This window comes from Pedobacter sp. (assembly GCF_040513095.1).
In the GTDB taxonomy this organism is placed as follows: domain Bacteria; phylum Bacteroidota; class Bacteroidia; order Sphingobacteriales; family Sphingobacteriaceae; genus Pedobacter.
In genome coordinates, this window is the sequence record NZ_JBEVDX010000121.1 from 45,604 (window position 1) to 62,829 (window position 17,226).

The following is a 17,226-nucleotide window of genomic DNA, read 5'->3' on the forward strand; positions in this document are numbered from 1 at the left end:
ACATGAACAAATCGACTAAAGCAGCCCTGTTTTTTACGGGATGCTCCATTATCGCAGGTATGATATCCTGCAACAACAATTCAGAAACCAACAATACTAAAACAGCAAAACCTGCAGCAGTAAGAGACAGCCTGCCGGGATATGTCCATAGCAGGCTGGGCATTTATGAACCTGTTAAACTTACAACAAACCTTAACGCTCTCAGTGCTAATGATAGGAAAGTCCTTCCCCTGCTCATTCAGGCAGCACAAATTATGGACGAATTGTTCTGGAGACAAGCTTATCCTCAGCGGGACAGTCTGCTGGCGGTGGTTAAGGATGAAGATATAAGGAACTTTATAAAAATAAATTACGGACCATGGGACAGGCTCAATAATGACAAGCCATTTATAGCCGGCATCGGGCCAAAACCAGAAGGAGCCGCATTTTATCCTGCGGGAATGACCAAAGCCGATCTGGAAAATTCAACTCTGAAAGACAAATTTAACCAGTACTCCATCATTGAACGTGATACCACAGGTAAACTATCCCTGGTTCCTTACCATGTTTTATTTGCATCAGAGTTACAACAGGCTTCAGCATTGCTGAAACAAGCCGCTTTGCTGACGGAAGACGCAGGTTTCAAAAAATACCTGAACCTACGGGCAGATGCATTGGTGACCGACAACTATACCCCAAGTGATTACGCCTGGCTGGATATGAAAACCAATACGCTCGATATGATTATCGGGCCGATTGAGAATTATAACGACAAATTATTTAACGCAAGAACCTCTTTTGAGGCTTATGTACTGGTAAAGGACAAGGTCTGGAGCAAACGCCTGGAGAAATATGTGAAACTGCTTCCTGAATTACAGAAAGGATTGCCTGTAGCACAGAAATACAAGCAGGAGAAACCCGGTACAGATTCAGAATTAAACGCATACGATGTAGTCTACTATGCAGGAGACTGTAATGCCGGCTCAAAAACAATCGCAGTAAACCTGCCGAATGATGAGCTGATCCAGCAAAAAAAGGGGACGCGAAGATCGCAGTTAAAAAATACCATGAAGGCAAAGTTCGATAAAATCCTTTCGCCGATTGCCAATGAACTGATCGACAAAGATCAGCAGCAATACGTGGTTTTTGATGCTTTCTTTACAAATACAATGTTCCATGAAGTAGCACACGGACTGGGAATTAAAAAAACTATAACTGGAAAAGGTTTTGTAAGCGCAGCGCTCAAAGAGCAGTACAGCTGGCTTGAAGAAGGCAAAGCCGATGTACTTGGGCTTTACATGGTAACCGGCCTTCTGAAAAAAGGAGCGCTTTCAGGAGATATCAAAACGTACTACACCACATTTATGGCAGGCTTGCTGCGTTCTGTAAGATTTGGCGCCTCAGAGGCACACGGACAGGCAAACATGCAGTGCTTCAATTACTTTAAAGACAAAGGTGCTTTTGTAAGAACGGCAAACGGTACTTATCAAACTGACTACATAAAATTTGCAGCTGCGATGAACGGGCTGAGTAACCTGATTTTAACACTGCAGGGCAATGGGGATAAAGCTGCTGTAGAGAAAGTACAGAAAGAAAACGCAGTGATCAGCACCGAATTACAGGCTGATTTAGACAGACTGAGCAGAAAAAGAATCCCTGTAGATATCGTTTTCGAACAGGGGGCTGATGTATTAGGGGTAAAGTAATCTATGTATAAAAAAGGGTATCGTGTATCCCGGCTGCATGATTTTGCTGAAGCAAAACAATGTAAGGCCGGGATACACGATACCCTTTTTTATAAAACAGATCCAGGGGGTTGTCCAGGCAGGGCGCAAACCTAGCGTCCACGCAGGGCACATACAGGATCTAAGGACGCAGATCAAGCCCTTATTTCTTCGCTTTCGCCCAGGCGTCTTTCAAACCTACGGTCTGGTTAAACACCAGGTGGTCAGCGGTAGAATTCTTGTCCAGGCAGTAATAACCCTTACGAATAAACTGGTAACGTGAATTTAAATCTGCGTCCGCCAGGTAAGGTTCAATATAAGCCTCCTTAATTACCTTCATGCTTTCCGGATTCAGGTAATCCTTGAAATCACCTTCCTCGCTATCAGGAGATTCTACAGAAAATAAACGGTCATAAATTCTGATCTCAGCAGTTTTTGCGTGAGCAGTACTTACCCAGTGGATAGTCCCTTTTACATGGATTTCGCTGGTATCTTCGCCACTCTTGGATTCAGGGATATAAGTACAGTGAATCTCAGTTACATTTCCTTCAGCATCCTTTTTGAAATCCTCACACTTAACGATATAGGCGTTTTTAAGACGTACCAGTGCGCCCGGCGCAAGTCTGAACCATTTTTTTGCGGGTTCTTCCATAAAGTCTTCGCGTTCGATCCACAGTTCATTGCTGAAAGGAATTTCCCTTGTTCCACCTCTGTCTTCTGCTTCAGGATTATTCTCTCCGATCAGAATTTCTGACTGGCCTTCAGGATAGTTGGTGATGATCAGTTTAATAGGATCAAGCACAGCCATTACCCTGTTTGCTGTTTTGTTCAGGTGCTCACGCACGCAAAACTCCAGCAAGCTCAGTTCAATCAGGTTTTCTCTCTTGGCTATCCCGATGCGCTCACAGAATTCACGGATACTTTCAGGCGTATAACCTCTTCTGCGCAGTCCGCTGATGGTAGGCATCCGCGGGTCATTCCATCCATCAACCAGTCCTTCGTTTACCAGTTGCAGCAGCTTGCGCTTGCTCATCACGGTATAGGTAAGGTTCAGGCGGGCAAACTCATACTGATGAGAAGGGAAAATCCCCAGCTCAGCAATAAACCAGTCATATAATTCGCGGTGAGAAACATATTCCAGCGTACAGATCGAATGGGTGATTGCTTCAATACTATCACTTTGTCCGTGTGCAAAATCATACATCGGGTAGATGCACCATTTATTTCCGGTACGGTGGTGTTCTGCATGTTTAATCCTGTAGATGATCGGATCACGCATCAGCATGTTAGGGCTGGCCATGTCGATCTTCGCACGCAGGATACAGGTACCGTCTTCAAATTCGCCGGCTTTCATCCTGCTGAACAGGTCCAGGTTCTCTTCAATGCTGCGGTTTCTGTAAGGGCTGTCTTTACCGGCTTCTGTAGGCGTACCTTTTAGAGCGGCAATTTCATCGGCGGTGCCATTGTCAACATAAGCTGCACCTTTTTCAATCAGCTTAACGGCAAAATCATACAGTGTATCAAAATAGTCTGACGTATATAATTCGTTTTTCCATTCAAAGCCCAGCCATCTGATATCCTCCTGCTGGCTGTCTACATATTCAGTTTTTTCGGTTACAGGATTTGTATCATCAAATCTCAGGTTGGTATATCCGCCATATTTTTTGGTCAGCCCAAAATTTAAGCAAATCGCTTTAGCATGACCAATGTGTAAATACCCATTTGGTTCAGGTGGAAAACGGGTAACTAACTCCGTATATTTTCCGCTGTTTAAATCGTTTTCAATGATCTCTTCAATAAAGTTCAATGATCTTTCCTCACTCATAAAAACTGTAATTTTGTGCCCAAAGTTAATATAAAAGCGCTAATTTACTTACTTTTACGAAGGACTATCGGTATAATTTATGAGCAATACATTAAACAGGCCTATACGTGTTTTGGTAGCTAAAGTTGGTCTCGATGGGCACGATAGGGGCGCTAAGGTAGTTGCTACGTCGTTGCGGGATGCCGGTATGGAAGTGATCTATACCGGATTACGTCAAACACCGGAGATGGTCGTTAACACTGCTTTGCAGGAAGATGTAGACGCCATCGGTATCTCTATCTTATCCGGCGCCCACATGACCGTTTTCCCTAAGATTATTGCACTGATGAAGCAAAAGCAGCTTACCGATGTTCTATTGACCGGTGGAGGCATCATCCCCGAAAGTGATATTGCAAAACTCAAAGAAATTGGGGTGGGTGAACTGTTCGCTCCCGGCACTACGATGCTTACTATAGTTAACTATATCCGTAACTGGACGATTGAAAACAGAAACTTCTAACTATGACTTACCAGAATATATTGACAGAGATCAAAAACGGGATACTGTACCTGACGATCAACCGTGAAAAGAAATTGAATGCCCTGAATAAAGAGACGCTCACTGAACTGGCGGATGTGATTGCCTTTGTGCAGAACAGCAAGGAAGTAAAATGTGTACTTCTGACAGGGGCCGGAGAGAAAGCATTTGTAGCAGGGGCTGATATATCAGAATTTTCATCTTATACTGCTGAAGAGGGAGAGAATCTGGCAAGAAATGGCCAGTTTACAGTGTTTGATGCGATAGAAAATTCTTCTAAACCTTTTCTGGCAGCGATCAATGGCTTTGCCCTAGGGGGCGGATTGGAACTGGCGATGGCATGCCATATCCGGGTTGCGGCTGATACAGCAAGGATGGGACTGCCTGAAGTTACGCTGGGACTTATCCCAGGATATGGCGGGACGCAGCGTTTAACCCAGCTGATCGGTAAGGGAAGAGCAGCGGAGATGATCCTGACTGCAGATATGATTACAGCAGAAAAAGCAGAAAAAATTGGCCTGGTTAATTATGTTGTGCCTTTGCCAGACCTCACCGGCCGCTCGGAAGAGATCCTCAATAAGATTATGCTAAGGGCACCATTGGCAGTAGCCGCAGCAATCACAGCTGTAAATGCAGTTTATACTGAAGGAGTAAATGGCTTTGAAACAGAGATCCAGGAGTTTGGCAGGCGATTTGGTAACCAGGATTTTAAAGAGGGCGTTTCAGCGTTTTTGGAGAAGAGATCAGCACTGTTCAAAGGAATGTAACTAACTTGTTATTAATGGATTAATTTTAGCAGGGCTGTTTAACAGGCTGTTAACAAATTATTTACATCAATTACAGGGGAATAGCAATTTAAAACTGTAGAAAATATTTCCCATAAAAAATAATTCTTTATATTTATCATCGAATTAGTTTAGAATTGGTGCTATATATGAAAAGAATACTAATAATAGATGATGAAGTTAATATAGGCTTACTATTGTCGAAATTCTTAACCAGAAACGGATTTAGTGTAGATACTGCAACCAGTGGTGTTTCTGCCCATGAATACCTGGGCAAGGAGCATTACGATCTTGTATTGTGTGATTACAGGCTGGAAGATACTGATGGTAAGGAAATGCTGATCAAGATCAAGGAAAGTTATCCTCAAACGGGTGTAATTATCATTACAGGCTATTCAGATATCAAACTTGCTGTAGAGCTGATCAAATTAGGGGCATACGATTATATCACAAAACCCTTGTATCCTGATGAGATTCTCAATACCATAAATAAAGCTATTGATACCCAGGTTGCCTTAAATGATTCTGTTACAGAAACCGCAAGGGAAATACAAAAGATAAAGCCAGTAAAGCCTGTTTATAACCAGGTGGAGAACTTCGTTGCCGGGCAGAGTATTGCCTCAAAAGAACTGTTAAAACAGATTCAGCTTGTTGCACCAACTTCGTACAGCGTTATCCTTACAGGTGAAAGTGGTACCGGAAAAGAATCAGTGGCAAAGGCTATCCATTTGAACAGCCCTAGAAGGGATAATCCTTTTGTGGCAATGGATTGCGGGTCTTTAACCAAAGAACTGGCCGGAAGTGAATTCTTCGGACATGAAAAAGGCTCATTTACAGGCGCGCTGAATACCAAAATTGGTCACTTTGAAATGGCCAACGGTGGTACACTGTTCCTGGATGAGGTGGGAAACCTGTCCTACGAAATTCAGGCTGCCTTGTTAAGGACTGTGCAGGAAAGAAAGATCAAACGCATAGGAAGTACAAAAGAGATAGATCTGGATGTGAGGATTATTGTAGCAACCAACGAAAACCTTTCCAGTGCTATACAAAAAGGAAGGTTCAGGGAAGATTTGTACCATCGTTTCAATGAATTTTCAATCAACCTGCCGCCACTGAGCCAGCGTGGCAAGGATATTATGGTGTTTGCAAAAACCTTCCTTGACTTTGCAAATGAAGAACTGGGCAGAAATGTACAGGGATTTTCAAAGGATGTGGAAGAATGCTTTCTGACCTACAACTGGCCCGGAAATGTCAGAGAATTAAAAAACGTAGTGCGCAGGGCAACCTTACTTACTGAGACTGACGAAATTCAGCTGAAAGCACTGCCGCTGGAAATCTCTACAGATGCCAAGGTCACAGCCATTGAAAATACGATCCATAAAAACCACGAAAAATCAAGGGATCTGAAGAATGCTGCCTCCGAAGCAGAATACGAAGCTATCCTGAAAGTTTTAAGGGAAGTAAACTTTAATAAAACCAAAGCCGCTAAAATTCTGAATATTGACAGAAAAACACTTTACAATAAAATGAAGGCCATTAACCTGGATACCTAATCGCCTTTCCGGATGTCTCTTTTTACTTATAAACAGCGAAACACGATCAACCTGGTCATTATCATTGCCCTGGGATGTTTGATTGCGTATTCGCTGCAAGGGATATTTGGGTCAATCTTAAGTACGCTCGTGATGTTCACCATCATGCGGCCCGGATATATCTATCTGGTGGAGCAAAAAAAGCTCAATAAGAGCTTTACAGCCATTTTGTTGATACTTATTTCTATCGTAGTGATCATCCTGCCTTTTTACGCACTGAGCAGCATGGTGATCCAAAAGATCAATGAACTGCAAAATGATCATCTGTACTTCCAGCATATCCTGATCAAGTTAAAGCGGCTTGTTCCATTAGGTACGGATGCCCAGAACCTGCTGCAGGAAGGCTTAAAAAAAAGCGGAACCTGGGCAACGGAATTGTTTCCGTCGCTCATATCAGGCGCATTCAATATTATTTTGGGATTACTGCTGATGTACTTTTTGCTGTATTTTATGCTTGTTCAGCATGAGCAGTTTGAAGCCGCACTAGTTAAATATGCACCTTTCAGGGCGCAGAATGCGCAGCGCTTTGCCCTCGAGATGCGGAATACTACCTATGCCAATGTACTGGGGCAGGGATTTATAGCATTGGTACAGGGCTCCCTGGTGAGCATTTCTTTTTATGTGCTGGGTTATTCTGATCCGGTCTTCTGGGGGGTAATCACAACATTTATATCCTTTGTGCCTATTTTGGGGCCGCCAGTCATTTTTGTTCCGGCGGCACTGCTTCAGATTGCTGACGGGCATAATGCCGCAGGTTGGGGAATGCTTATCTTCGGCTTTGTCGTGATCATCAACATTGATAACGTCATCAGGTTTATGATTGCGAAGAGGGTAGGGAATATACACCCCATTATCACGGTGATTGGCGTGGTGATCGGAATCCCACTGTTCGGTATACTGGGGCTGGTTTTTGGGCCATTACTGCTGTCATATTTTATCCTGCTGATCAAAATATATGAAACCAGCGCCATGGCTTCTGAAAGATTGGAAAGAATCAAAACAATTTCTGAGGCTGAGGAGTTATAACAATCATCAGGGATATCAGATCATAATCTTATTGATACCTGTTTACGCTACAAAAATCATTATTAAACATAAAAATTAAAGTCATGAACGATAACTCAAAAGTATTAATTGGACTCTTAACTGGTTTAGCTGCAGGTGCGGCATTAGGATTATTGTTTGCTCCTGAAAAAGGAAGTGAAACACGTGACAGGCTGAGCCAGTCGCTGAAAGATCTGGGCGACACGATCAAAGACAGGGCTGCTGATGAAATCAACCACCTTGCCAGCCTGAAAGAAAAAGTAGTAAGCTCAGTAAAAAATAAACTGCAGGATTCTGAAGAGGAATTTGTTGACGATGTTGAGCACGCATAAGAGCGCAGCAACCAGTTAAACAAGAGGTACTAAATACGCTATAGATAAAGACAATGGAAGAAAAGAAAGAAAAGGATTTTCAGGATATACTTGCGGAAGCCAAGACCTACCTGGATACCCGGGTAGAATACACAAGGCTGTTCCTTGTTAAAAGGGGCTCAAAGCTCTTTGCTGACATGATTACGACCGCTATCGTAGCTATTTGTTTTACGCTGGCCTTTATTTTGGGCAGTGTAACGCTTGCACTGTTCCTTTCTACTCTTTTTGGAAGTTACACGGCCGGCTTTGGAAGTGTGGCATTGATTTATCTGATCCTGGCGGTTATTGTATTCGTCACCAAAGATAACTTTATTGAAAAGGCGATAGTGAACTTTATCATCAGGAAGTATTTTAAAAAATTAGAGGAGGACGAAGACGATGAGCAAAAAGTATAATATCAATAACCTGCATGATCTGAATATCAGGTTAACCAGCCTCAAGGTTGATTACAAAATTCAGGAGACGATGCTGAAGAATGACGCGAAAGTTTACGTTACCCAGTTTACTCCGGGTAATCTGCTCAAAAAGTATGCAACACCTTCAACGTTTTTAAAGGCTGATGATAAATTGAACATCAGCAGTAAGCTGATGTCTTTCCTGTTGCCGGTATTGATGAACAGTACATTGTTCAGGGGCTCCGGGTTTATTACCAAAACCCTGGTTGGACTTGCTACCAGTAAATTTGGAAAAACACTCGATGCTGAGCACCTGACAGGCGTGTTCAATACTGTTAAAGGTCTTTTTAAAAAAAAGTCTAAGCTGAAATCTCCCGCTTTTGCGGATTATGGGATTCCGCCAGACAGCGAAACTTATTAATAAAAAAACGCAATAGACATTTTATTATGTTTAAACAGAGTGCAGTAGCGATAAACTACTGCACTTTTTTTATGTCTTATAAACTGCTTTTGATCTTAAGTTCCTTCAATTGTTTTTCATCAATTGTAGAAGGGCTGTCGATCATGACATCTCTGCCTGAGTTATTCTTAGGGAAAGCGATCACGTCACGGATACTTTCCAGACCAGCGAAGATCGAACAAAGCCTGTCGAAACCAAAGGCGATCCCGCCATGCGGTGGGGCACCAAATTCAAAAGCATCCATCAGGAAGCCAAATTGTTTCTGTGCTTCTTCTGCAGAAAAACCAAGGTGTTTAAACATCAGCGCCTGCAGCGTCCTGTCATGGATACGGATAGATCCGCCACCAATTTCAGTTCCGTTAACAACCATATCGTACGCGTTCGCCCTAACTTCTCCCGGATCGGTATCCAGTAAAGCGATATCTTCTGGTTTAGGAGAAGTAAATGGGTGGTGCATAGCATGGTAACGTTCAGATTCCTCATCCCATTCCAGCAGTGGGAAATCAAGCACCCAGAGGGCACTGAAAACGTTTTTATCACGAAGGCCAAGTCTGCTTCCCATTTCTAAACGGAGCTCGCTTAACTGCTTGCGTACTTTATCTTTCACACCTGCCATGATCAGCATTAAATCGCCGGGCTGTGTTTCCATTGCCTCAGACCATTTCTTTAGATCAGCTTCGCTATAGAATTTGTCTACCGAAGATTTAATTGTTCCATCTTCATTATGTCTTGCGTAAATCAGGCCTGTAGCGCCGATCTGAGGACGTTTAATAAAGTCGGTCAGTTCATCCATCTGCTTACGCGTATAATGCGCACAGCCCTTTGCATTGATGCCAATTACAAGTTCTGCATTGTCAAATACCGGGAAGTTATTTCCCTTGGTCTGCTCATTTAACTCTACAAAGCGCATTTCGAAACGGGTATCCGGTTTATCAGAACCATACCAGCGCATTGCATCAGCATACTGCATTCTTGGAACTTCCGGCAAATCAAAGTTTTTAACCTCTTTAAAAAGTGTCCTGATCAGGCCTTCGAAAGTATTCAGGATATCTTCCTGTTCAATGAACGACATTTCGCAGTCAATCTGCGTAAATTCAGGCTGTCTGTCTGCACGCAGGTCTTCATCCCTGAAACACTTAACAATCTGGAAGTACCTGTCAAAGCCAGACACCATCAGCAGCTGTTTAAAGGTCTGAGGAGATTGCGGAAGGGCATAAAATTCACCAGCATTCATACGGCTTGGTACCACAAAGTCCCTTGCACCTTCCGGAGTTGATTTGATCAGCACCGGGGTTTCCACTTCAATGAAGTCCAGCGCATCAAGATACCTTCTTACAGACTGGGCCATCCTGTGGCGTAAAACCATATTGTTTCTTACCGGGTTTCTTCTCAGGTCCAGGTAACGGTATTTCATACGTAAATCATCACCGCCGTCAGTTTCGTCGTCGATCAGGAACGGAGGGATTTTGGAAGCATTTAATATTTCGAGAGCAGTGATTTTGATTTCCACTTCTCCGGTTGGCATTTTCAGGTTTTTATTGGAACGTTCAACAACCAGTCCGCTTGCTTTAATTACAAATTCGCGTCCCAAACTACGGGCAGCTTCGCACAGCTCACGGTTGTCATCCATATTAAATACCAATTGGGTGATGCCATAACGGTCACGGATGTCAATAAAAGTCATTCCTCCCAAGTCTCTGGATTTCTGCACCCAACCGCACAGAATTACGTTTTCGCCTAAATTATCTAAAGTCAGCGCTCCGCAAGTTGTTGTTCTTAACATTATTCAATAGAATTAAGCCGCAAAAATATTCATTTTGAGCCATATATTTCAGAGGTTATTGATTTAGCATGTTATATTCAAAAGTTTTTTGCCATGAATGCAACGTTTCTAAAAAGCCTGCGTCACTTATACCGAATACGAAAACATTGGAAGCAGTATACATAGATAAGAACATTGATCTGGTTAATGGTTGCCGTAACGGAAACCGTAAAGCACAATTTGAATTATACAAGTTGTATGAGAAAGCTATGTACAGTGCAGCCCTTAGGATTGTTAACCATGAGGCCGAAGCCGAGGATGTTCTGCAGGAGGCATTTATGGATGCTTTTACCCGCATAGGTGATTTCAGGGGAGATACCACTTTTGGGCTTTGGTTAAAGCAGATCATCATCAATAAATCCATCAACTGCCTGAGAAAGAGAAGGGCAGAATTTGTGAGTATTGACGGGATGGAAATCGCGGAAGCGAAAACAGATGATCATGAAGAACTGCAATGGAAGGTAGAAGAGGTGAAGGCCGCAGTAAGGCGTTTGCCAGACGGATACAGGGTAGTACTCACCTTATATCTGTTTGAAGGGTATGACCATGAAGAGATTTCGCATATACTGAAGATCTCTGAAGTGACTTCCCGCTCACAGCTGATGCGTGCAAAAGTGAAATTAAAAAATATGTTAGAAAAGACAGGAGAAAGAGATGAACACACAAATTGAAGATTTTATTAAGGAACACAAAAAGGAATTTGATACCGACCAGCCCTCAGTAAACCTGTGGGACAGGATTGAGAAGGAGCTTGCCGAAAAAAAACCAACAAAGAGATCTAATATCCGGTTATGGATGAGTATTGCCGCTTCGGCAATCGTTTTACTGACCATTACGTTTTTCTTTGTTTCCCCGCTGAAGAAGAATAAAATGAGTATTGCTGATGTAAGCCCTGCTTATGCCAACAGGCAGGTGAAATTTGCCAGCATGATCGAAGAAAAAAGGGACAGCCTGCAAATCTTTGCTGAATCAAGTCCGGAGTTGTATAAAAAGTTTAGCACTGATCTTCAAACACTGAGTCTTGCCTATGACAGCCTCAGGAGACAATTACCAACAAGTCCCAACCAGAAACTGATCGTAAAGGCCATGGTCAAAAACCTGGAAACGCAATTGCAGCTGGTTAGTCAGCAGCTATCAATTATTGTAGAAGTAAGCGAGTTTAAAAAGGAAAACAGAATATGAACAAATTAACGATATGGGGCGCTTTACTACTTTCAGCAGCGTTTACTCCCGCACTCTCACAGGAACTTCAGAAACCGGAAATACCGGCACATACGGATTATGCGGTAAACACAGTTACAACAACTGATCAGCATCCGGAAAGCACGAATGGCAATCAGGAGAGGGATGATGCAGTACGTGTACGAACCCTCAGCAAAACCTTTCCTGCAGACAGATCTGATAAGGTAATGCTCAGCAATCAATATGGTTCGATGCTGATTAAGGTTTGGGACAGGAGAGAGGTGAAAGTGGATGTAACTGTAAAAGCCTATAGCAATAACGAGAAAGAAGCACAAAGCCTGATTGAGGAGGTGAGCATCGACGCTAATAAGTCGGGAGATATGATTTCCTGTAAAACGAACATAGAAAACGGTTCCAGGTGGTATAAAATGAACAACAAAAGAAGAGAAGTAAGAGTCGATTATGTGGTTTATCTTCCTGCGGCAAATGCGCTGAGCCTTTCCCAGCAATATGGCAGTGTGAATATTGCCGACTTTTCAGGCCCCATTAACGCAAAGGTGCAGTATGGAGATTTCATCGCAGGGAACCTGGCAAACGAAAATAATATGATTTCTGTGCAGTATGGCAAAACCAACATTCAGGAACTGAATAAAGCCAGCATCAAACAGCAATACGGTTCCGGCTTAACCATCGGAACCGCGGGGACACTTGATCTCAACGCCCAGTATGCAGGTGTAAACATTACTACTATCAGGGGAGATGCGACGATCAGACAGCAATATGGTTCAGGATTAAAGGTAGGATCGGTGAATAACCTCGATCTGGATGCACAGTATGCCAATGTCAACATCAGTACGGTTAAAGGTAACGCGACTATCAGACAGCAGTATAACGCACTAATGCTTGGCTCCGTGGGTAAGCTTATACTCAGGTCGCAGTATACTGGTGTCAATATAGGTACATTAAGAGGCGATGCAAATTTTAAAATGAGCTACAATAACTTTACCGTTGCAGATATCACTTCGGGCTGTAAGCGTTTAGTCATTGATGCTGATTATGTAGACCTGAGCCTCAACTTCGGAGATTCGTTTAATGGCGACTTTAACCTGCAGAAAAGTTACGGAAGCTTTAAATACGATAATAATGTGAGGGTAAGCAATTCAAACGAAAATGAGGACAGAAATTCTACTACCAAACGTTACACCGGTAAAATAGGAAATGGCGGCGGTTCTACGGTACAGATCGAAACAGCCTATGGCTCTGTGACATTTAAATAAATGCATTTAAACTATATAGAGGAAAGCCTGCTGAATTTCAGCAGGCTTTTTTTATATTAGTAAGTACACAAATTTAACCTATGGAATTCTTTACAACTCCAGAAGCGTGGATATCACTGCTGACACTTACCCTTTTAGAGATTGTCCTGGGTATTGATAACATCGTCTTTATTTCCATACTCTCGGGCAAGCTTCCAGCAGATCAGCAGAAGAAGGCAAGAAAGCTTGGCCTGGGCCTGGCAATGATTACCAGAGTCTTATTGCTGCTATCTCTAAGCTGGGTAATGAGCCTCACCTCACCTCTGTTTAATTTAGGTGAATGGGTAAGCCTCGACAATAAGGAATGGCTGGAAAAGCTGGCCATCTCGGGTCGTGATCTGATCCTGCTTTCAGGTGGAATGTTCCTGATCTACAAAAGTACACATGAGATCCACTTAAAGCTCGAAGGGGAAGAAGATGAAGAAGGCAATGTGAAAGTGCATTCCTTTGTAGGGGTAATCGTGCAGATTCTTGTGCTGGATATTGTTTTCTCACTGGATTCTGTCATCACGGCAATCGGTATGGCAGAACATGTGGAGGTGATGATCGCTGCGGTAATTATTGCTGTGCTCATCATGATGGTCTCTGCTGACACCATCAGTGGATTTGTGAACAATCACCCTACGGTGAAAATGCTTGCCCTTTCCTTTCTGTTACTGATTGGTGTTTCACTTTTTGCGGAGGGGCTCGACCAACATATTCCCAAGGGATATATCTATTTTGCAATGGCATTCTCAGTGCTGGTTGAGGTGCTCAACCTCAGGATGAAAAAGAAAACCGGAAAACCTTTAGCCTTAAGGAACAAGGCAGGAGACAAAAAGGCTTAAGGTTTTAAATTCGCGATTTGTTTGAGGGAGTCAATTACTAAAAGTATTTTTGAGCCCTTTACAAATCTTAAAAGCACAGCGAATATGATCACTTTTTTTGAAGCCTCCCTGGCAGAGCTTTCTATCCATAGAATAGGCAATAAAGCACAGGATGAATTCTATGTTTTATCTGAAGCTTCCATGCATATCCAGGACGAGCTGCTGAAAAACCTGCTGATCCAGTATTTCCTCAGCCCTTATGAAAGAGTAAATGAGATTTTCCGTTTTACGCATCCCAATGACAACCTGAAACTAAATGAGGTTTATCATTTCATCAAACAGGTGTTTGAAGACGGGGGCAAGTTTCACGAAAACAGTATCCAGCTGGCCAAATACCTCTACGATATCTCTACTCATCCCAAAATAAAGGCCGGAGAATTATATGTGGCATATTTTGAAAATGTACAGATCGAAGGCGAACTGCATGATGCAATTGGCATCTTTAAATCCGAAACCAAAGAAACCTATCTGAAGGTTTATCCGGAACAGGCAGGTTTTACACTGAGCTATGAAGAAGAAGCCATCAATATCAATAAACTGGATAAGGGCTGCCTGATTTTCAATACAGAAAATGAAGAAGGGTATAAGGTGGCCGTAATCGATCAGACCAACCGCAGTGCGGAGGCCGTATACTGGAAAGATGAGTTTCTTAAATTAAAAGTGAGAAACGATAATTACAACCAGACCAGCAATGTAATGGGGGTATACAAGAATTTTGTGACAGAAAAACTGGACCAGGAATATGATATCAGCAAAGCTGATAAAATTGACCTGCTGAATAAATCCATGAAGTATTTCAAAGAGAAGGAAAGCTTTGACCTGGATGAATTTTCCAATGAGGTAATTGGTAATAAAGAAGGTATTGAGTCATTCAGGAACTTCAAAAAATCCTACGAGGAGGAGTTTGATACCGAGATTGCCGATACTTTTGATATCTCCGGAGCTGCGGTTAAAAAGCAGGCCAGGGTGTTTAAAAGCGTGCTAAAGCTGGATAAAAACTTCCATATCTACATTCACGGCAATAAGGAACTGATCGAAAAAGGTTTTGATGATGATAAATCGATGAACTACTATAAGGTATATTTTAAAGAAGAAGAATAAGCTAAAGGATATATTCTTTGTGGATCGGCTTCACCGGTTTCGGAATATCCACCTCACCGATCATCTGCAGCAGGTTGATCTCTATGGTCCGGGTAATCTGGTTCAGCGGTATTGCCGATGAGTTGTTCTCAAAGGGGTCTACAAGGCTCATTCCGTTGATTTGGGTGGATACATATACAAATCCTACCAGCCAGCCCAGGAAAATGGACCAGAGGCCTGCATACTGGCTGATTACTAAAGTCAGTGAAACCACAAATAACCAGATGAACACCTTTGTGAAATAGTTATAGGTGGTTGGGAATATGGTATTTTTGATACGTTCAGACATGCCCATTTCATCCGTGAATTTTACCAGCAGCTGGTTCATCTCCATGAAACGAAAACCATCTATGGAGCCTTTTTCGCTCAGCACCTGCAGGTCATTCGACTGAAGCGTAAGGATCGCATTGGGAATATTGGTATGGGAGCTGATCTCCTGCAAATCTTTTTCACTCAGGTATTTGTGATAGTTTTCATCCACTGCGCTCCTGAGGTTTGCCTTTAAAGCATACAAGAAAGCAATCTGGCGGCGTACCAGGCTATCCTTTAACACTTTGTAATGCTGTTCATCCATACCGGATGAAGGAATGTAGGAAACCACACATCTTGCCCATGAACGGGAGTCATTGACCAGCGCACCCCAGATTTTCCGGGCTTCCCACCATCTGTCGTACGACTGGTTATTGTTAAAACCAATAAAGAAGGCGATAGCAGTACCTAAAACAGTAGGGATAATGGTAGGCAGCTCAAAATGATGTTTGATTAAAAACTCTCTTGCCAGGAAAGCTCCTGTGCAGGAAATGATCATAATGATATCAATCTGCCATGTATTTCTGAGGATACGGCTAAGTCTTATGTTTTGAACAATGAGCATCTATTAGTATTTCGGTGACGTAATTTACAATATATCCTACAAATAAATACCTGAATTGTTTGTTTTTGCGTATTCCCGAACGTTTTAGCGCGCTACAGTACCCTGATCAGCAGTCCCTTCAGATATTCACCTTCGGGAAATGAAATCCTTACAGGATGATCTTCCGGCTGATGGAACTGTTTGATTATCTGTACTTCCTTACCTGCATCAAGTGCAGCCCAGGCAATGATCTGTTTGAATGTTTCCATGTCTACAGCTCCGGAGCAGGAGTAAGTTGCCATAATTCCACCAGGGTTAAGCAGGAGCATCCCTAAGCGGTTCAGATCCTTGTATGCCCGGGCAGCCCTGTCCAACGCAGATCTCGAAGGTGCATATTTTGGCGGGTCAAGGATGATCACATCGAACTTCTTGTCTTCTTCCTTGAATGCGCGCAACTGCTTGTTCACATCCGATTGTATGCTGATTTGCTGCTCTTCTGTGAAGCCGTTCAGTTCCAGGTTGTGTTTGAGGGTTTCTATTGCCAGGGCTGAGCTGTCCACACTGGTTACATGTGTTGCACCGTTCTTCAAACTGTTTAATGTAAATCCTCCGCTGTAGCAAAAGCAGTCGAGCACCTTCCTGTCCCTGGTATAGGCAGCAAGGATTTCCCTGTTATCACGCTGATCGCAGTAGAAGCCCGATTTTTGTCCATCTGCAATATTGATATGGTACCTTACGCCATTCTCTTTCACCTCGATAAATTCCGGAGGTGTTTCTCCCCAAAGCAGTCCCTGTGAAAGCTCCAGGTTTTCATGGGTACGTGCTGTAGCATCACTTTTATCAAATATCCCTGCGGGGTTCAGTTCCGTTCTCAGGATATCAATGATATCTGCTTTGACATTTTCTATACCTGCACTAAGGATCTGTAAGGAAAGAAAATCGGCGTATTTGTCCACAATCAGCCCTGGAAGATAATCAGATTCGCTGAAGACCAGCCGGCAGGTATTGGTGTCTTCATTTTGCAGCACATGCGCCCTGGCAGCGATAGACTGTACAAGTTTACTCTGGTACCAATTTTTGTCGATAACCTTCTCTTCATCCCATTCCATCATCCTCACAGCAACCCTGGATTCATTGTTATAATACCCATAGGCCAGGAAAGATTTGTCAGCCGCAAAAACTTTTACAACTTCGCCATTCAGGGGAGCCCCTTTAACTTTATCTATTGCTCCCGAAAATATCCATGGGTGTCTTTGTATAGCGGCTTTTTCCTTGCCCTTTTTTAGTATTACATCAATCATTCTGCAAAGGTAGTAAAAAGCAATAGGCTGGAAAACGCATTTTATATGACTAAG

The 17,226-nt window shown here is 42.8% G+C and carries 17 protein-coding genes; 13 read left to right on the forward strand and 4 right to left on the reverse strand.

Features of this window, described 5'->3' with window-relative positions; all coding sequences use genetic code 11:
* Positions 1-2 precede the first annotated feature (2 nt).
* Complete coding sequence (locus ABWY16_RS14015) at positions 3-1,685, forward strand: DUF8614 domain-containing protein (RefSeq protein ID WP_353905269.1); 1,683 nt, start codon at positions 3-5, stop codon at positions 1,683-1,685.
* A gap of 181 nt (positions 1,686-1,866) precedes the next feature.
* Here ABWY16_RS14015 and ABWY16_RS14020 read toward each other — a convergent pair whose 3' ends face one another.
* Positions 1,867-3,528, reverse strand: a complete 1,662-nt coding sequence (locus ABWY16_RS14020) for a glutamine--tRNA ligase/YqeY domain fusion protein (protein ID WP_353905270.1) — start codon at positions 3,526-3,528, stop codon at positions 1,867-1,869.
* Between the two features lie 79 nt (positions 3,529-3,607).
* Between ABWY16_RS14020 and ABWY16_RS14025 the strand changes: the two genes are divergently transcribed.
* From ABWY16_RS14025 to ABWY16_RS14055, 7 genes are all read left to right on the forward strand, one after another.
* On the forward strand, positions 3,608-4,027 hold the full coding sequence (locus ABWY16_RS14025; RefSeq protein ID WP_353905271.1) for a cobalamin B12-binding domain-containing protein: 420 nt from the start codon (positions 3,608-3,610) through the stop codon (positions 4,025-4,027).
* Positions 4,028-4,029: 2 nt separating this feature from the next.
* Positions 4,030-4,812 carry an enoyl-CoA hydratase/isomerase family protein gene (locus ABWY16_RS14030; RefSeq protein WP_353905272.1) on the forward strand — a complete coding sequence of 261 codons (783 nt, stop codon included), beginning with the start codon at positions 4,030-4,032 and terminating at the stop codon, positions 4,810-4,812.
* Positions 4,813-4,979: 167 nt separating this feature from the next.
* Positions 4,980-6,383: a sigma-54-dependent transcriptional regulator gene (locus ABWY16_RS14035; RefSeq protein ID WP_353905273.1), complete on the forward strand. Its 1,404-nt coding sequence runs from the start codon at positions 4,980-4,982 to the stop codon at positions 6,381-6,383.
* Between the two features lie 12 nt (positions 6,384-6,395).
* Positions 6,396-7,448 carry an AI-2E family transporter gene (locus ABWY16_RS14040; protein ID WP_353905274.1) on the forward strand — a complete coding sequence of 351 codons (1,053 nt, stop codon included), beginning with the start codon at positions 6,396-6,398 and terminating at the stop codon, positions 7,446-7,448.
* 83 nt (positions 7,449-7,531) lie between these two features.
* On the forward strand, positions 7,532-7,798 hold the full coding sequence (locus tag ABWY16_RS14045) for a YtxH domain-containing protein (protein ID WP_353905275.1): 267 nt from the start codon (positions 7,532-7,534) through the stop codon (positions 7,796-7,798).
* A 53-nt stretch (positions 7,799-7,851) separates the two neighbouring features.
* Positions 7,852-8,232 carry a phage holin family protein gene (locus ABWY16_RS14050; protein ID WP_353905276.1) on the forward strand — a complete coding sequence of 127 codons (381 nt, stop codon included), beginning with the start codon at positions 7,852-7,854 and terminating at the stop codon, positions 8,230-8,232.
* Positions 8,216-8,653, forward strand: coding sequence for a hypothetical protein (locus tag ABWY16_RS14055; RefSeq protein ID WP_353905277.1), 438 nt, complete (start codon positions 8,216-8,218; stop codon positions 8,651-8,653). The genes ABWY16_RS14050 and ABWY16_RS14055 overlap by 17 nt, the downstream gene beginning before the upstream one ends.
* A 76-nt stretch (positions 8,654-8,729) precedes the next feature.
* Here the strand turns inward: ABWY16_RS14055 and aspS are convergent, their stop codons facing one another.
* Positions 8,730-10,475: an aspartate--tRNA ligase gene (gene aspS / locus ABWY16_RS14060; protein WP_353905278.1), complete on the reverse strand. Its 1,746-nt coding sequence runs from the start codon at positions 10,473-10,475 to the stop codon at positions 8,730-8,732.
* 146 nt (positions 10,476-10,621) lie between these two features.
* On the opposite strand from aspS, the gene ABWY16_RS14065 reads away from it, so the two are divergent.
* From ABWY16_RS14065 to ABWY16_RS14085, 5 genes are all read left to right on the forward strand, one after another.
* Complete coding sequence (locus ABWY16_RS14065) at positions 10,622-11,185, forward strand: RNA polymerase sigma factor (RefSeq protein WP_353905279.1); 564 nt, start codon at positions 10,622-10,624, stop codon at positions 11,183-11,185.
* Positions 11,169-11,696, forward strand: a complete 528-nt coding sequence (locus ABWY16_RS14070) for a hypothetical protein (protein ID WP_353905280.1) — start codon at positions 11,169-11,171, stop codon at positions 11,694-11,696. Before ABWY16_RS14065 ends, ABWY16_RS14070 begins: the two co-directional genes overlap by 17 nt.
* The gene (locus tag ABWY16_RS14075) at positions 11,693-12,973 is read left to right on the forward strand and encodes a hypothetical protein (protein WP_353905281.1); all 1,281 of its coding nucleotides are present in this window, start codon (positions 11,693-11,695) and stop codon (positions 12,971-12,973) included. Before ABWY16_RS14070 ends, ABWY16_RS14075 begins: the two co-directional genes overlap by 4 nt.
* A gap of 80 nt (positions 12,974-13,053) precedes the next feature.
* Positions 13,054-13,839 carry a TerC family protein gene (locus ABWY16_RS14080; RefSeq protein WP_353905282.1) on the forward strand — a complete coding sequence of 262 codons (786 nt, stop codon included), beginning with the start codon at positions 13,054-13,056 and terminating at the stop codon, positions 13,837-13,839.
* Between the two features lie 84 nt (positions 13,840-13,923).
* Entirely contained in the window at positions 13,924-14,979 is a 1,056-nt protein-coding gene (locus ABWY16_RS14085; protein ID WP_353905283.1) for a nucleoid-associated protein, read from the forward strand.
* 1 nt (position 14,980) lies between these two features.
* Here the strand turns inward: ABWY16_RS14085 and ABWY16_RS14090 are convergent, their stop codons facing one another.
* On the reverse strand, positions 14,981-15,892 hold the full coding sequence (locus ABWY16_RS14090; protein ID WP_353905284.1) for a bestrophin family protein: 912 nt from the start codon (positions 15,890-15,892) through the stop codon (positions 14,981-14,983).
* Positions 15,893-15,984: 92 nt separating this feature from the next.
* Positions 15,985-17,172, reverse strand: a complete 1,188-nt coding sequence (locus tag ABWY16_RS14095; RefSeq protein ID WP_353905285.1) for a class I SAM-dependent rRNA methyltransferase — start codon at positions 17,170-17,172, stop codon at positions 15,985-15,987.
* Positions 17,173-17,226 lie beyond the last annotated feature (54 nt).

Coding starts and splice junctions, on each gene's coding strand:
- ABWY16_RS14015 (WP_353905269.1), top strand. CDS start 3: ATGAACAAATCGACTAAAGCAGCCCTGTTTTTTACGGGATGCTCCATT.
- ABWY16_RS14020 (WP_353905270.1), bottom strand. CDS start 3,528: ATGAGTGAGGAAAGATCATTGAACTTTATTGAAGAGATCATTGAAAAC.
- ABWY16_RS14025 (WP_353905271.1), top strand. CDS start 3,608: ATGAGCAATACATTAAACAGGCCTATACGTGTTTTGGTAGCTAAAGTT.
- ABWY16_RS14030 (WP_353905272.1), top strand. CDS start 4,030: ATGACTTACCAGAATATATTGACAGAGATCAAAAACGGGATACTGTAC.
- ABWY16_RS14035 (WP_353905273.1), top strand. CDS start 4,980: ATGAAAAGAATACTAATAATAGATGATGAAGTTAATATAGGCTTACTA.
- ABWY16_RS14040 (WP_353905274.1), top strand. CDS start 6,396: ATGTCTCTTTTTACTTATAAACAGCGAAACACGATCAACCTGGTCATT.
- ABWY16_RS14045 (WP_353905275.1), top strand. CDS start 7,532: ATGAACGATAACTCAAAAGTATTAATTGGACTCTTAACTGGTTTAGCT.
- ABWY16_RS14050 (WP_353905276.1), top strand. CDS start 7,852: ATGGAAGAAAAGAAAGAAAAGGATTTTCAGGATATACTTGCGGAAGCC.
- ABWY16_RS14055 (WP_353905277.1), top strand. CDS start 8,216: ATGAGCAAAAAGTATAATATCAATAACCTGCATGATCTGAATATCAGG.
- aspS (WP_353905278.1), bottom strand. CDS start 10,475: ATGTTAAGAACAACAACTTGCGGAGCGCTGACTTTAGATAATTTAGGC.
- ABWY16_RS14070 (WP_353905280.1), top strand. CDS start 11,169: ATGAACACACAAATTGAAGATTTTATTAAGGAACACAAAAAGGAATTT.
- ABWY16_RS14075 (WP_353905281.1), top strand. CDS start 11,693: ATGAACAAATTAACGATATGGGGCGCTTTACTACTTTCAGCAGCGTTT.
- ABWY16_RS14080 (WP_353905282.1), top strand. CDS start 13,054: ATGGAATTCTTTACAACTCCAGAAGCGTGGATATCACTGCTGACACTT.
- ABWY16_RS14085 (WP_353905283.1), top strand. CDS start 13,924: ATGATCACTTTTTTTGAAGCCTCCCTGGCAGAGCTTTCTATCCATAGA.
- ABWY16_RS14090 (WP_353905284.1), bottom strand. CDS start 15,892: ATGCTCATTGTTCAAAACATAAGACTTAGCCGTATCCTCAGAAATACA.
- ABWY16_RS14095 (WP_353905285.1), bottom strand. CDS start 17,172: ATGATTGATGTAATACTAAAAAAGGGCAAGGAAAAAGCCGCTATACAA.